Here is a 12,480-nt window from a genome sequence, read left to right as displayed (position 1 = left end):
CCGCACAATTTTACTCGTGCGATTTGTGGCAAAGCCGCTGCGACCCAAGTGCCCCTAATAAAGCCAAGGAAGGCGCTCTCCCAGCCGCTACCTTTGAGGGAAAGCCCGAGCCGAAATTTGGCAGCAGCACCGGATTTTTGGCGGATCGGGCATGGGCTTGATGTACGATAGCGCCCATACCACGCGGCCCCGGCCCCGGCCGCGGTCGCGTATCCGGGCAACCATTTCGTGGTTTCGCCAAGAAATGCGGGCGTCGTTCAATGGTAGGACTCTTGCTTCCCAAGCAAATAACGTGGGTTCGATTCCCATCGCCCGCTCCAATTTTCCTCTTTGAAATCAATGGCTTACTTCGAAAGCCTGGTTTTTGGGGCATGAATGGAGCATAGAGCTTTCCAGTTTCGCCTGCTCCAGATCGCCGTGGCCGTCCCCAGCCACTTCGCGTAGACGTTCAAAAGCATCTCCACTGAGTGCCCCATCTGGCCGGCGGCATAGGCCGACGTTGCTCCCGCCATCAACAGCATGGCCGCGTGGGTATGCCGTGCAGCACATTGGGGAATACGTCGTGCAGAGCGAAGACCTGGGCGCGCAGCCTCGGTCGCGCAAATTTACACAGGGGCAATGCACTCTTTACAGTACAGGCGTATCGTGCAAGGTATCGATGGAGCGTTCTTCGCTGCGTGTGGAGGGCGCGATTCGGTGGACGAGGAGCACGGACATGTCTGCATCTTCTTCACCTCGCACGCTGCGCTGGCTGCTCGCGGGCGCACTTCTTCTGAGCGGCTCGGGCCTGGCCCTGGCGCAACACGGCGGCCATGGTGGTCATGGCGGTGGCTTCTCCCATGGTGGCGCGGCCTACGGTAGCCATTGGGGCGGCGGACCGGCCCGTGGCGGGGGTGGCTACCGCATGGATTCTGGCCGTTGGGCGCGTTGGAGCGGCGGCCGCTGGAGCCAGACCTGCTGGGGCGGGCGCTGCGGCTGGTGGTGGGCTACCGGAGGCCTGTGGTATTTCTATGCCGCACCGGTGTATCCGTACCCACTGGTGGTATCACCCATTATCTACGCGGACCCGGCGTATGCGGCGGGCGTGACCGACCTGGCGCCGCAACCGGCCTTCTCGTACTACTGCGATGACCCTCCGGGCTATTACCCCGCGGTGCAGCAATGCAGCACGCCGTGGCACGAGTCCAGAACGCCGGCGGACAGTCCGTGAGCGGCGCGCAGCCTCCGATTTTTGTCTTTCCATCGAGTTGACGATCATGGCATTCACACCCTCACGTTTACTGGCCCTGGCGCTGCCGTGCACGCTGGCGCTCGTGGGCTGCGCGACGCAGCCCATGGGCCCGACGGTGCTGGTGATGCCGGCGCCGGCCAAGCCGTTCGAAGTGTTCCAACAGGACCAGGCGATGTGCATGCAGTACGCCCAGTCCATGGTTGGAGGTCAGGCCCAGGCGGCCAACGAGCGTGCCGTGGGCTCGGCCGCCGTCGGCGCAGTGCTCGGCGCCGCGCTCGGTGCGGCCGTGGGCAACCACCAGGGGGCCGGTATAGGCGCCGCCGGCGGTGCGATCGTGGGAACCAGTGCCGCTGGACCCAGCACGTCATATTCGCAGGGGGCGATCCAGTACCAGTACAACAACGCCTACATGCAGTGCATGTATGCGCGTGGCAATCAGGTTCCGAGGTACATGCGGTGACAGGTGCTCGGGCTCTTTGAAGTCGTGATGTTTCGTCATCCTGGCGCTCGCCGGGATGACGAGCTCAAACAGCAGCTTGATCTCGATAGCGCTCCATTGTCGACCGCCTAGGCCGGCTGCCCAAGTTATTGCAGCATGGGAGATGGACGGGGCTTTAGGCAGCGCTTTAATTGATCCAGGACTCGCCATTTCCCCGGCCAACGAAGACGGCTCCAGCCAAAAAGCGCGACAGCGGGCCGGTTGCTACATCTTTTTGGAATTTTTACGGCAATCTTGAACCGGTGGTCGCGCGAGGCCCGTTGAGCCGCAATTCAATCCCTCCGACTTTGCAGAATTTCACGCCATGCGGCGTTTTCCGCAAGCTTGCATGCGAATGCAAGCGGATATGGATGCTGCAACTTTGGGGCATATTCAGGATTCGGCCGGACTTACCATGGGCTCCAATCGTGAAAGGAGACCGCCATGAGATTGCCATGCACCATCGCATTGCTTGTTGCCGCCGCTGCTCTTGTGGGCTGTGATGACAAGGCCCCTGCGCCCAAATACGAGTCGCTCCCACCCGTGATCAGCGGCATCGGCTTTCCGTTGTTCGCGCCCGGATCGCAGCTGCCCAGTGCCGAGCTGTCCCAGGCACAACACGTTCACCGCACCCGTGGCTAAGGCAGGCTGCTGCAGCATACTGATATGCGAAACCCAATGACTTCCGCGCTTCATGGTTTGCTGCAGCAGGACGGCGTCGTTGATGTGCATCAATCAGCTTGGGCGCCGGGAGGGGTAGTCTTTCGGACGAGTCTGCACATTGCAGTTCCCAACCACCCAAGGATTGAGAGGAAACGTCATGGCACAGATGATGAAAGCAGCCGTCTTTGTGGAGCCCGGTCGCATCGAGCTCGCAGACAAGCCGATTCCCGATATAGGTCCCAACGATGCGCTGATCAAGATCACCACGACCACGATCTGCGGCACGGACGTGCATATTCTCAAAGGTGAATATCCGGTTGCCAAGGGGCTCACGGTCGGACATGAGCCCGTGGGCGTCATCGTCAAGCTGGGCAGCGCGGTCCAGGGCTATCAGGAGGGGCAGCGCGTCATTGCGGGCGCGATCTGCCCCAATTTCAACAGCTATGCGGCGCAGGATGGAGCCTCCTCTCAGGACGGCAGCTATCTGGCCGCAAGCGGCCGCTGCGGCTGCCATGGCTATAAATTGACCGCCGGCTGGCGTTTCGGCAACCTGATCGACGGAGCGCAGGCAGAGTACATCCTCGTGCCCGATGCCCAGGGCAATCTGGCTCCCGTCCCGGACGGGCTGAGCGATGAGCAGGTGCTGATGTGCCCGGACATCATGTCCACGGGTTTTGCGGGTGCGGAAAACGCCAATATCAAGATCGGCGATGTGGTGGTGGTGTTCGCCCAGGGTCCGATCGGCCTGTGCGCGACGGCCGGCGCCAAGCTGCGCGGAGCCAGCACCATCATTGCCGTGGACGGAAATGAGGAGCGGCTGGCCGTATCCAAGGCGCTGGGCGCCGATATCACCTTGAACTTCAAGACCCAGGATGTGGTGGCCGAAGTGCTGAAGATCACGGGAGGCAAGGGAGCCGACAGCGCCATCGAGGCGCTTGGCACCCAGGGCACGTTCGAGAGCGCGCTGCGCTGCATCCGTCCTGGCGGGACTCTGTCCAGTCTGGGCGTCTATTCCACGGATCTGAAGATTCCGCTCGATGCTTTTGGCGCGGGGCTGGGCGATCACCGCATCAATACGGCACTGTGCCCGGGTGGCAAGGAGCGCATGCGGCGGCTGATGTCGGTCATCGCCAGCGGGCGCATCGATCTCAACCCCCTGGTCACGCACAAGTACCAGCTCGAAAACATCGTCGATGCCTACGACCTGTTCAGCCATCAGCGCGACGGGGTGCTGAAGATCGCGATCAAGCCCTGACTTGGCTAGTCGCTCATGGTAGTTTGAAGGCCACCCGAGGGTGGCCTTTTGCTTGAGCCATGCCGGAACACAGGCCTTCAGACAAGGGCGATCAGCTCGCCAGGCAAACCCGCCGTTTGCCCGTGGATTTGGCCTGGTACATGGCGTGATCGGCCTTGGCCAGCAGCGTATCCACATCGGTGGCCGTGCTCGGGAAGTGCGCTATGCCTATGCTGGCCGAGACCTCGGCCCGGCAACCGCCCAGCATATAGGGCTGGGAGATCAGCTCCACCAGCTGCGTGGCAAAGACGCGCGAATGCTCGAGATCCGAATGGATCAGGGCCACGGCAAACTCGTCGCCGCCAAGCCGGGCCGAAATGTCCGACTCCCGGCAGGCACGGGTCATGCGCTGCGAAACCTCGCGCAGCAGCTGGTCACCCGCCGCATGGCCGAGGGTATCGTTTACGGCCTTGAAGCCGTCCAGGTCGATGAAGAGAATGCACAGCTCCTTGTTGTTGCGCTGGCACAGCGCCAGTTGCTGGGCCACGGAGTAATGGAACAGCGTGCGATTCGGCAGGCCCGTGAGCCCATCGTGATGGGCATCATGCCTGGATTGCTGCAGCAGCTCCGAGGCCTGCAGCAGTGCGCTGCGCATGGCGTTGGCCTCCTTGAAATGCAGGGGAGGGATTTCCAGCTTCTCGCCCGAGACCAGTTCGATGGCCGGCTGCATCAGCCCGGTGATGGAGCGCGCCACGCGCCCGCCGACAAACCAGGCCAGCCACAGGCCTATGCCCAGGGCCGCAGCGGTCCCAAACACCAGGCGCAGCAAGGTGTGTCGCAGTCCCGCCGTCAATTCGGCCTTGGGAATGCCCACGGCAACACACCAGTGGGAAACCGGCGAGGCGCTGAAAGCCGTCAGTACCGGCACGCCGTCCAGTGTCACGGAGTCGAAGCTGTCGTCGTTGGACTGGCGCATGTGGTCGATCAGGTCCGGGGTCACGGATTTGCCGAGAAACTTGTCCAGGTCACGGGAGCGCGCCACGATATGGCCCGTGCTGTCCATGACGACTACCCGCCACGAATCGGGAAAGCCATGGGCCTGCAGCACGGCCATTATCTGTTTCGAGGTGAATGTCGCGTTGAGCGAGTAGGCCGTGGTGTTGGCGATTTTCACCGGAACGCCGACGGTAAAGATGGGGCGGTTGACGATGGGGCCCGTGAACAGGTTGGAGACCCCGGGTTTGCCGGTCTCCAGAATCTGGTTCAGCAGAGTCCTGTCCTTGAGTTTTGGCAGTGGAGCGCCATAGGGAAGATGCGTGGAAAGCAGCAGCTGGCCCGAAGGGTCGACGACCACGATGCTGTCCGCCTGCACATTCTCCAGCACCTCTTCGGCGCGGTTGTGAAAGCCCTCCAGATCTCCGGTGGCCAGGCGGTGCGAGGTGCTCAGCGCCTGCAGCGCAGCCTGGGTGGCGGCAAATTCCCTGTCGACGGCAAGCATCAGGCTTTGCGCCTGGTTGAGGACGCTGATGGAAAGCTGGCGCTGCTCGTGCTTGTAGTAGTTGACGAGCAGCAGCCCGGCCACCAGCGAGATAGGCAGAATGCACAGCACGACCAGCAAGGCCAGGGTGGCGCGGATGCTCGGGGATTCGCTCTGGTTTTGGGGCAGGCGCAATGACCATGAGGCCCAGCCCTGGGCCGGCCGGACGAACTTTCGGCCTGCTTCCGCGATGTTGTACATGTGCTGCAACCCCCTATCGGCGCCCGGGCTCCGTCGCTGCGCACTGCTGCGCTAGGTAGGCCTAGGCTGGTCCCTCGCTCCTGGTCGGTGCCTGCCCGCTCGAACACGGGGCGCTCCGCCTGGATGTCTCTCTATCCTCTCTTTATAAACGAGGTGCGGCCGGTATTGGGGAATCTGCAGACGCGGACAGGCCGGGGAGGGCTGTTGGCCGGACCTCAGTCGGGTTCGAGCCAGCCTATGCGGCCCTGGCCGCTTTCATTGAGGGCACTGACAAAGGCCGCGGCCTGGGATTCGGGCAGCTTGAGCCGGAAGTTGACCAGGCTGCCATGCTCAACCTGTAGCAGCTCGGCGCCGGCAGACTCCGCCATGCGCCGCACCAGGCCTTCGAGCGCATAGGGGGCGGTGCACAGCAGGGTCTGCATGCGCTGGATGGCGATTTTTTCGGCCTGCAGCAGCGCCTGGGCAATGGCGTCGGTATAGGCGCGTACCAGCCCGCCGGCACCCAGCTTGACGCCGCCGAAATAGCGCACCACGGTGGCCAGCACGCCTTCGAGATCCTGGTGGCGCAGCACATCCAGCATGGGGCGGCCGGCCGTGCCGCTGGGCTCGCCATCGTCGACGGCCGCCGATTGGCCGCCGGCCAGCAGGGCCCAGCAGACATGGGCCGCGCCCGGGTGTTCGCGCCTCAGTGTTTCCACCACGGCCTGGGCGCTGGCACGGTCCGTCATGGGCTGCACGCAGCCGATGAAGCGGCTTTTCTTGATGGTCAGGTCACTGTGTGCAGGGGCGCGGAGAGTCTGGGGCATGGCGGTCGGCAGCATAACCCCAAAGCAGCGGCCTGCTGGGCAGGTTGGCGATTTGATGACGGCCCGATGGCAGGATGACGCCGCGGTCAGCTCAGGCAGACGCGCCGCCGTTTCGCTTTCCTACAGACGAGGTCCGATGGGCGCATTAAGCTTTTGCGAGAAGGAGGCAGCCATGAACATGCATACCACCGCAGATCAGGTCTTGAGCGAGCACACCTTTGGCCGTGAGCACTATTCCCCGCCGCCGCTGGCTCAGGAGCAAGACGAACCCTTGATGCAGACCAGCGGCGCCGAGGACGAATGGGATCTGCTGCAGCGCATTCGCAATGTGGGCGAGTGGTAGGCGCTCTACGGATCTGCGCGACTGCGGCCGCGGCACAAGACGGCTGCCATGCGACTGTTGCTGAATGCCCGAACCGCTTGATCTGCACCCGATCGGCCGGTTTTTGCCCGTGGCCGTGTTTGACGCGGGCCTTGCGGTGACAATCCAGGCTGGCCTGTTTTCCCCAGCGCATGTCTGCCTCTTCTTGCTCCGCTTCTGTTGCCCATCGTTCGCACTGGATGCTGCTGCCTGCGGCCGCGCAGGCCGCTCAGCTGCCCGTGGCTCTGGCCGATGTCACGGCCTTGCTGGAGAAAGTGGGGCGCAGCAGCAGCGATGCGCTGGCCGAGCAGATTCTGCATCTGCTGGGGCGGCAGGTGCCGCTGGCGCAATGCACGATTTTTTCCTTCCAGGGCATGGCGCGGCCGCGTGTGGTGGGCCTGGGCGACAGGGCGCGCACCGGCGCGCTGCCCATGATCTCGCAGGATTACAGCGAGCGCTTCTATCCGCTAGACGGTTCGCAGCGCGTGATGCAGGCCGAGCTGGCGCGCCTGGCCGCAGACCCGCACGCCAAGCCGCGCGTCTGGCTGCACCGCCAGGCGCCGGACGATGTGCAGCACCCCGAATACCGCCATGTCTGCTACGAGCTGCCCAGCATTGCCGAGCGGCTGTCGCTGCTGATGCTGCAGGAGAACGCGCGCTGGCTGTCCGTCAACCTCTACCGGGGCGAGGAGCATGGCCGCTTCGATGCCGCGGCCATTGCGCAGATCGAGGCTTTTGCGCCCCTGGTCATGCAGGCCATGCGCCTGCACTATGCGGGCCAGGCGTTGCAGGATGATCTGGTGGGCCTGGTGCTGGGGCGGCTGGCGCGGCGCTTCGAGCAGCTGACCGTGCGGGATCTGGATGTGGTGCGGGCTCTCGCCCAGGGGCTGGATGCCGATGCGCTCGCGCAGCGCCTGGGGATCACGCTCAGCAGCGCGCGCACCTATATCAAGCGCGTCTGCGCCAAGCTCGGCGTGCAGGGCCAGCGCGAGCTGTTTGCGCTGCTCATGGAGCCTGCCGAAGCCATGGACGGGCCGCTGTAAACCTCTGTCGGATACTTGTTTTGATAGCTGCTGGCGCAGAGCAGGCAAGGGCTGGAGGCGTACTCGATTACGATGCGATAGGCATCCGACCATATGTCTCCATATGGTGACATGCGGCGCGACGGGCTTTTCTACACTGTGCTTCCAGCCAGCAACAGGCTTGGGCGCCCGCAGGTTCCACCCTGGCGCCCTCCAAGGAGACACAGACATGCATCAGCCCCACGCAGAGCCACGCCGCTCTATCTATTACCAATACCGGGTTCACCGGCCCTGGCTGGCCTCCGAGCATCCGGGCGCACAGAAACACCCGATAGTCATCGTCGGCACCGGCCCCGTGGGCCTGACCACGGCGCTGGAGATCGCGCGCCACGGCCAGCGCTGCGTGGTGCTGGAGTCCGAACTCCAGGTTTCCGAAGGCAGTCGCGCCATCGTGTTCACACGCCGCTCCATGGAGATCCTGCAGCAGGTGGGCGTGGCTCAGCGCGTGACCGAAACCGGGCTGCCCTGGTGCTATGGCAACTCCATCTACCGCGGCCAGCGCGTGTTCCGCATGGAAAACGCGCGCGCCGACGACGACCGCTTCTTCCCCATGATCAATCTGCAGCAGCAGTATCTGGAGGAATATCTGGTCGATGCCGTGGCGGCCAACCCGCTGATCGAGCTGCGCTGGGGCAATCGCGTGAACAAGGTCGAGCAGATCGGCGCAGGCGAGGGCGCGACGGCCAAGGTGGAAGTCGATACTCCCGAAGGCAGCTACGAGCTGCAGGCCGATTGGCTGGTGGCCTGCGACGGCGCGCGCTCGGGCATACGCACGGCCATGAATCTGCTGATGGAAGGCGCTTCCTACGAAGGCCGTTTCGTGATCGCCGACATCCGCATCGATCTGCCCCTGCCCACCGAGCGCCTGGCATTCTTCGACCCCGGCTGGAACCCCGGCAATACCATTCTCATGCACCGCGAGCCGCATGGCATCTGGCGCGTGGACTATCAGCTGCCCGCCGGCGAAGACCCCGAAGATGCGCTCAAGCCCGAGTCGCTCAAGGCGCGCATCGACGCCCAGCTGGAAATGATAGGTTTTGGCGGCACGCCCTGGGAGATGGACTGGAGCTCGGTCTACTCGGCGCGCGCTCTGACCCTGCCCAGCTATGTGCATGGCCGCGTGATCTTTGCGGGCGATGCCGCCCATATGCTGCCGATCTTCGGCGTGCGCGGTGCCAACACCGGCTTTCAGGATGCGCAAGGCCTGGGCTGGCGCCTGGCCCTGGTGGCCAAGGGCGCGGCCAGCCCCAGGCTGCTCGACAGCTACAGCAGCGAACGCGTGGGCGCGGCCCGCGAGATCGTCGAGGAGGCGGGCAAGAGCACGCGCTTCATGGCGCCGCCCACGCGCGGCTTCAGGCTGCTGCGCGATGCCGTGCTGTCCCTGTCGCTGAGTCAGCCCTTTGTGGGCCCGCTCTATCACTGGCGCACTTCGCGCCCGCATGAGTACGGCCAATCGCCGCTCAACAGCGTGGGCGACGACAATCTGCTGTTCAAATCCGGCCCCGCCCATGGCGCGCCGCCCGTGAACGTGCGCTTCGCGGCCGACAGCTATCTGCTTGATCACTTGGGCGGCGGCTTCGATCTGCTGTACTTCAGCGACGGCCAGCCCATCCCTGCCGAGCTGCGCCAGGTGGTGGACGCCGTGAGGGCGCGCGGTGTCGGCGCGCGCATCATCGCCGTCAGCAGCCTGGGGGCGGCAGCGGTGGCTGGCGCCGATCTGGTCTTGGACGACAGCCAGGGCCGCTGCCGCGGCCGCTACGGAGTGATGGCCAACGGCGCGGCCTATCTGCTGCGCCCCGATCAACATGTCTGCGCGCGCTGGATGGCGCTGGACGCCAACCGCCTGCAAGCCGCATTCAAGGCGGCCTTGCCCGCCTGAGGAGACCCGAAATGAACACTGCCAAGACCCTGGATATCGCCGGCCTGGAAACCGTCTACGACCAGCTTGCCACGGCCATAGATGGCGCGGGTGCCGACAAGTCCGAGCTTTTGCTCGTCAAGCTGGCGCTGCTGGCCGCCAACCGCCTGGGCGATGCCCAGCTCTTTGCTGAGCTGATTGCCGCGGCCCAGCGCGATCTTTGAATCGGGACTCCAATCCATCGAGCCCGCCGGCGCATGGCGGGCTTTTTTGCTTGCAGGCCGGCTAAAAGCCGACTTGATCTGCTATGAAGTTGAAAGTGGCAAGCGCCTGTTTTTACTTGGTTTCACGCTGAATACCGTTTGATTTCTAATTGGGGAAGGCGCTGGATGCTATGAAACTCGGAGTCCAGCTCTGCACGCGCAAGACCTTAGGCGTGCAAGGCCGGGGCCGGAAAAGTACACTGGCCGGTTCTTTCCCCGCACTGGCCGCTAGAGCCCCATCCACATGAACGCCCCGGTTGATGTTTCCTTTTTTCATCGCGATGCCAAACCGCTGACCAGCTACAAACCGTACTGGGCCAAGCGCTTTGGCCCGGCGCCGTTCCTGCCCATGAGCCGGGCGGAGATGGATCAGCTGGGCTGGGACAGCTGCGACATCATTCTGGTCACGGGCGATGCCTATGTGGACCACCCGAGCTTTGGCATGGCCGTGATCGGCCGCGTGCTTGAGGCCCAGGGCTTTCGCGTGGGCATCATCGCCCAGCCCGACTGGCAGAGCGCCGAGGCCTTCAAGGCCCTGGGCAAGCCCAATCTGTTCTGGGGCGTGACGGCCGGCAACATGGACTCGATGATCAACCGTTACACGGCCGATCGCAAAATCCGCTCCGACGACGCCTACACGCCCGGCGATGTGGCCGGCAAGCGCCCCGATCGCGCGGCCATCGTCTATTGCCAGCGCTGCCGCGAGGCCTACAAGGACGTGCCCATCGTGCTGGGCGGCATCGAGGGCTCGCTGCGCCGCATCGCCCACTATGACTACTGGAGCGACAAGGTGCGCCGCTCCATCGTGGTGGACAGCAAGTGCGACATCCTGCTCTATGGCAATGCCGAGCGGGCCCTGGTCGAGGTGGCGCACCGCATCGCGGCGCGCGAACCCGTGGAGAACATCACCGATGTGCGCGGTACCTCGTTTTTCCGCCGTGCGTCGGAAGAGGGCTGGTTCGAGGTCGATTCCACCACGGTGGACGAGCCCGGCGAGGTCGAGCCCCATATCAACCCCTATATGACGACCAGCGAGCAGGCCGAGGCCCAGGGCCAGAGCTGCTCCAAGGAAGATGCTGCGAAATCAGGCGCCGACAGCGCAGCCGCGGCCTGTGGCAGCGGCGCAAATGATGCCAAATCCGTGGCATCGGTACAGCCCATACAGTTCGTGCCCAATCTCTCGCTGCGCAGCAAGTCCAAGCTGCCTCCGCGCGAGCGTACCGTGCTGCGCCTGCCCAGCTACGAAGAGGTCAAGAGCGACCCGATTCTCTACGCCCATGCCAATCGCGTGCTGCACCTGGAGACCAACCCCGGCAATGCCCGTGCGCTGGTCCAGGCTCACGGCGAGGGGACCACGGCCCGCGATGTGTGGATGAACCCGCCGCCCATTCCGCTGACCACGGCAGAGATGGACTGGGTTTTCGGCCTGCCGTATGCACGCAGCCCGCATCCCGCCTATGCCGACGAAAGCGGCAGCCACGAGGGTGCGACCAAGATTCCGGCCTGGGAGATGATCCGCACCTCGGTGAACATCATGCGCGGCTGCTTTGGCGGTTGCACCTTCTGCTCCATCACCGAGCACGAGGGCCGCATCATCCAGAGCCGCTCGGAAGACTCGATCATCCAGGAGCTCGAAGAGATCCGCGACAAGGTCAAGGGCTTTACCGGCACCATTTCCGACCTGGGCGGCCCCACGGCCAATATGTACCGCCTGGGCTGCAAGAGCCCGCAGATCGAAGCGGCCTGCCGCAAGCCCAGCTGCGTGTTCCCCGGCATCTGCCAGAACCTGCACACGGACCACGGGCCGCTGATCAAGATCTACCGCCGCGCGCGCAAGCTGCCCGGCATCAAGAAGATCCTGATCGGCTCCGGTCTGCGCTACGACCTGGCCGTCAAGTCGCCCGAGTACGTCAAGGAACTGGTACAGCACCATGTGGGCGGCTATCTGAAGATCGCGCCCGAACATACCGAGCAGGGCCCGCTGACCAAGATGATGAAGCCGGGCATAGGCAGCTATGACAAGTTCAAGCAGCTGTTCGAGAAGTTCAGCGAAGAGGCCGGCAAGAAACAGTTCCTGATTCCCTACTTCATCGCCGCCCACCCGGGCACCAGCGACGAAGACATGATGAATCTGGCCATCTGGCTCAAGAAGAACGGCTTCCGCGCCGACCAGGTCCAGACCTTCTACCCAAGCCCAATGGCCACGGCCACGGCCATGTACCACAGCGGCCGCAACACGCTGACCAAGGTGCGCCGCCAGATGCGCGACGAGGCCGAGGAACGCGTGGACATCGTGCGTGGCGAAAAGCGTCGCCGCCTGCACAAGGCTTTTCTGCGCTACCACGACCCCAACAACTGGCCGCTGTTGCGCGAGGCGCTCAAGGCCATGGGCCGCGCCGACCTGATCGGCAACGGCAAGCAGCATCTGATTCCGACCTTCCAGCCTCTGGTGGACGGCAGTTATCAGAGTGCGCGCAAGAAGAACAGCACCTCGTCCAAGAGCGGTGGCGGCATCGGCTACACCACCAACAAGGATGGCAAGGCCGTGGCCGTGCGCCGCCGTTCGGAAGATGCCAGCCTGGAGCCCAAGGGTGACGTGCGTTTCCGTAGCAGCCAGCCCCAGCCGGGCAAGCTGCTGACCCAGCACACGGGACTGCCGCCGCGTGCGGGCGTGGGCGGCAAGGCCAAGCCGGGCTTCAAGGCAGCGGCCGGGCCGGCCAAGAGCGGCGGCACGCGCAAGCCGCGCTAAGCGGAGTTCGGCGGAGT

11 protein-coding genes and 1 tRNA gene are annotated in these 12,480 nt (G+C 64.2%); 10 read left to right on the top strand and 2 right to left on the bottom strand.

What is annotated here, in order from left to right; all coding sequences use genetic code 11:
• The first annotated feature begins 246 nt into the window (after nucleotides 1-246).
• From AB6724_RS06040 to AB6724_RS06020, 5 genes are all read left to right on the top strand, one after another.
• A tRNA-Gly gene (locus tag AB6724_RS06040) sits at nucleotides 247-320 on the top strand.
• Between the two features lie 719 nt (nucleotides 321-1,039).
• On the top strand, nucleotides 1,040-1,210 hold the full coding sequence (locus AB6724_RS06035; protein ID WP_369337600.1) for a hypothetical protein: 171 nt from the start codon (nucleotides 1,040-1,042) through the stop codon (nucleotides 1,208-1,210).
• A 46-nt stretch (nucleotides 1,211-1,256) separates the two neighbouring features.
• Entirely contained in the window at nucleotides 1,257-1,691 is a 435-nt protein-coding gene (locus AB6724_RS06030) for a glycine zipper family protein (protein WP_369337599.1), read from the top strand.
• A 462-nt stretch (nucleotides 1,692-2,153) separates the two neighbouring features.
• Nucleotides 2,154-2,351: a hypothetical protein gene (locus AB6724_RS06025; protein ID WP_369337598.1), complete on the top strand. Its 198-nt coding sequence runs from the start codon at nucleotides 2,154-2,156 to the stop codon at nucleotides 2,349-2,351.
• Between the two features lie 178 nt (nucleotides 2,352-2,529).
• Nucleotides 2,530-3,627 (top strand): NAD(P)-dependent alcohol dehydrogenase, encoded by a 1,098-nt coding sequence (locus AB6724_RS06020; RefSeq protein WP_369337597.1) that lies wholly within the window; start codon nucleotides 2,530-2,532, stop codon nucleotides 3,625-3,627.
• 91 nt (nucleotides 3,628-3,718) lie between these two features.
• On the opposite strand, the gene AB6724_RS06015 is transcribed toward AB6724_RS06020, so the two are convergent.
• Nucleotides 3,719-5,344 (bottom strand): diguanylate cyclase domain-containing protein, encoded by a 1,626-nt coding sequence (locus AB6724_RS06015; protein ID WP_369337596.1) that lies wholly within the window; start codon nucleotides 5,342-5,344, stop codon nucleotides 3,719-3,721.
• Between the two features lie 215 nt (nucleotides 5,345-5,559).
• Nucleotides 5,560-6,150, bottom strand: a complete 591-nt coding sequence (locus AB6724_RS06010; RefSeq protein ID WP_369337595.1) for an IMPACT family protein — start codon at nucleotides 6,148-6,150, stop codon at nucleotides 5,560-5,562.
• Nucleotides 6,151-6,322: 172 nt separating this feature from the next.
• Between AB6724_RS06010 and AB6724_RS06005 the strand changes: the two genes are divergently transcribed.
• The 5 genes from AB6724_RS06005 to AB6724_RS05985 all read left to right on the top strand — a co-directional run bounded on the left by AB6724_RS06005 (nucleotide 6,323) and on the right by AB6724_RS05985 (nucleotide 12,463).
• Nucleotides 6,323-6,493, top strand: a complete 171-nt coding sequence (locus AB6724_RS06005) for a hypothetical protein (protein ID WP_369337594.1) — start codon at nucleotides 6,323-6,325, stop codon at nucleotides 6,491-6,493.
• A 170-nt stretch (nucleotides 6,494-6,663) separates the two neighbouring features.
• Complete coding sequence (locus AB6724_RS06000; protein WP_369337593.1) at nucleotides 6,664-7,554, top strand: helix-turn-helix transcriptional regulator; 891 nt, start codon at nucleotides 6,664-6,666, stop codon at nucleotides 7,552-7,554.
• Between the two features lie 208 nt (nucleotides 7,555-7,762).
• Nucleotides 7,763-9,472, top strand: coding sequence for an FAD-dependent monooxygenase (locus tag AB6724_RS05995; RefSeq protein WP_369337592.1), 1,710 nt, complete (start codon nucleotides 7,763-7,765; stop codon nucleotides 9,470-9,472).
• An 11-nt stretch (nucleotides 9,473-9,483) separates the two neighbouring features.
• Nucleotides 9,484-9,675, top strand: coding sequence for a DUF2783 domain-containing protein (locus AB6724_RS05990; protein WP_369337591.1), 192 nt, complete (start codon nucleotides 9,484-9,486; stop codon nucleotides 9,673-9,675).
• A gap of 283 nt (nucleotides 9,676-9,958) precedes the next feature.
• Nucleotides 9,959-12,463: a YgiQ family radical SAM protein gene (locus AB6724_RS05985; RefSeq protein WP_369337590.1), complete on the top strand. Its 2,505-nt coding sequence runs from the start codon at nucleotides 9,959-9,961 to the stop codon at nucleotides 12,461-12,463.
• Nucleotides 12,464-12,480 lie beyond the last annotated feature (17 nt).

The sequence above is a fragment of the Comamonas guangdongensis genome (assembly GCF_041079535.1).
Taxonomy (GTDB): domain Bacteria; phylum Pseudomonadota; class Gammaproteobacteria; order Burkholderiales; family Burkholderiaceae_C; genus Comamonas; species Comamonas guangdongensis.
This window is presented reverse-complemented; position numbering and strand designations above follow the sequence as displayed.

Bases quoted from the DNA above. Each gene is read 5' to 3' on its own strand.
- AB6724_RS06005 (WP_369337594.1), top strand. From the start codon at position 6,323: ATGAACATGCATACCACCGCAGATCAGGTCTTGAGCGAGCACACCTTT.
- AB6724_RS06020 (WP_369337597.1), top strand. From the start codon at position 2,530: ATGGCACAGATGATGAAAGCAGCCGTCTTTGTGGAGCCCGGTCGCATC.
- AB6724_RS06000 (WP_369337593.1), top strand. From the start codon at position 6,664: ATGTCTGCCTCTTCTTGCTCCGCTTCTGTTGCCCATCGTTCGCACTGG.
- AB6724_RS05990 (WP_369337591.1), top strand. From the start codon at position 9,484: ATGAACACTGCCAAGACCCTGGATATCGCCGGCCTGGAAACCGTCTAC.
- AB6724_RS06030 (WP_369337599.1), top strand. From the start codon at position 1,257: ATGGCATTCACACCCTCACGTTTACTGGCCCTGGCGCTGCCGTGCACG.
- AB6724_RS06010 (WP_369337595.1), bottom strand. From the start codon at position 6,150: ATGCCCCAGACTCTCCGCGCCCCTGCACACAGTGACCTGACCATCAAG.
- AB6724_RS06025 (WP_369337598.1), top strand. From the start codon at position 2,154: ATGAGATTGCCATGCACCATCGCATTGCTTGTTGCCGCCGCTGCTCTT.
- AB6724_RS05985 (WP_369337590.1), top strand. From the start codon at position 9,959: ATGAACGCCCCGGTTGATGTTTCCTTTTTTCATCGCGATGCCAAACCG.
- AB6724_RS05995 (WP_369337592.1), top strand. From the start codon at position 7,763: ATGCATCAGCCCCACGCAGAGCCACGCCGCTCTATCTATTACCAATAC.
- AB6724_RS06015 (WP_369337596.1), bottom strand. From the start codon at position 5,344: ATGTACAACATCGCGGAAGCAGGCCGAAAGTTCGTCCGGCCGGCCCAG.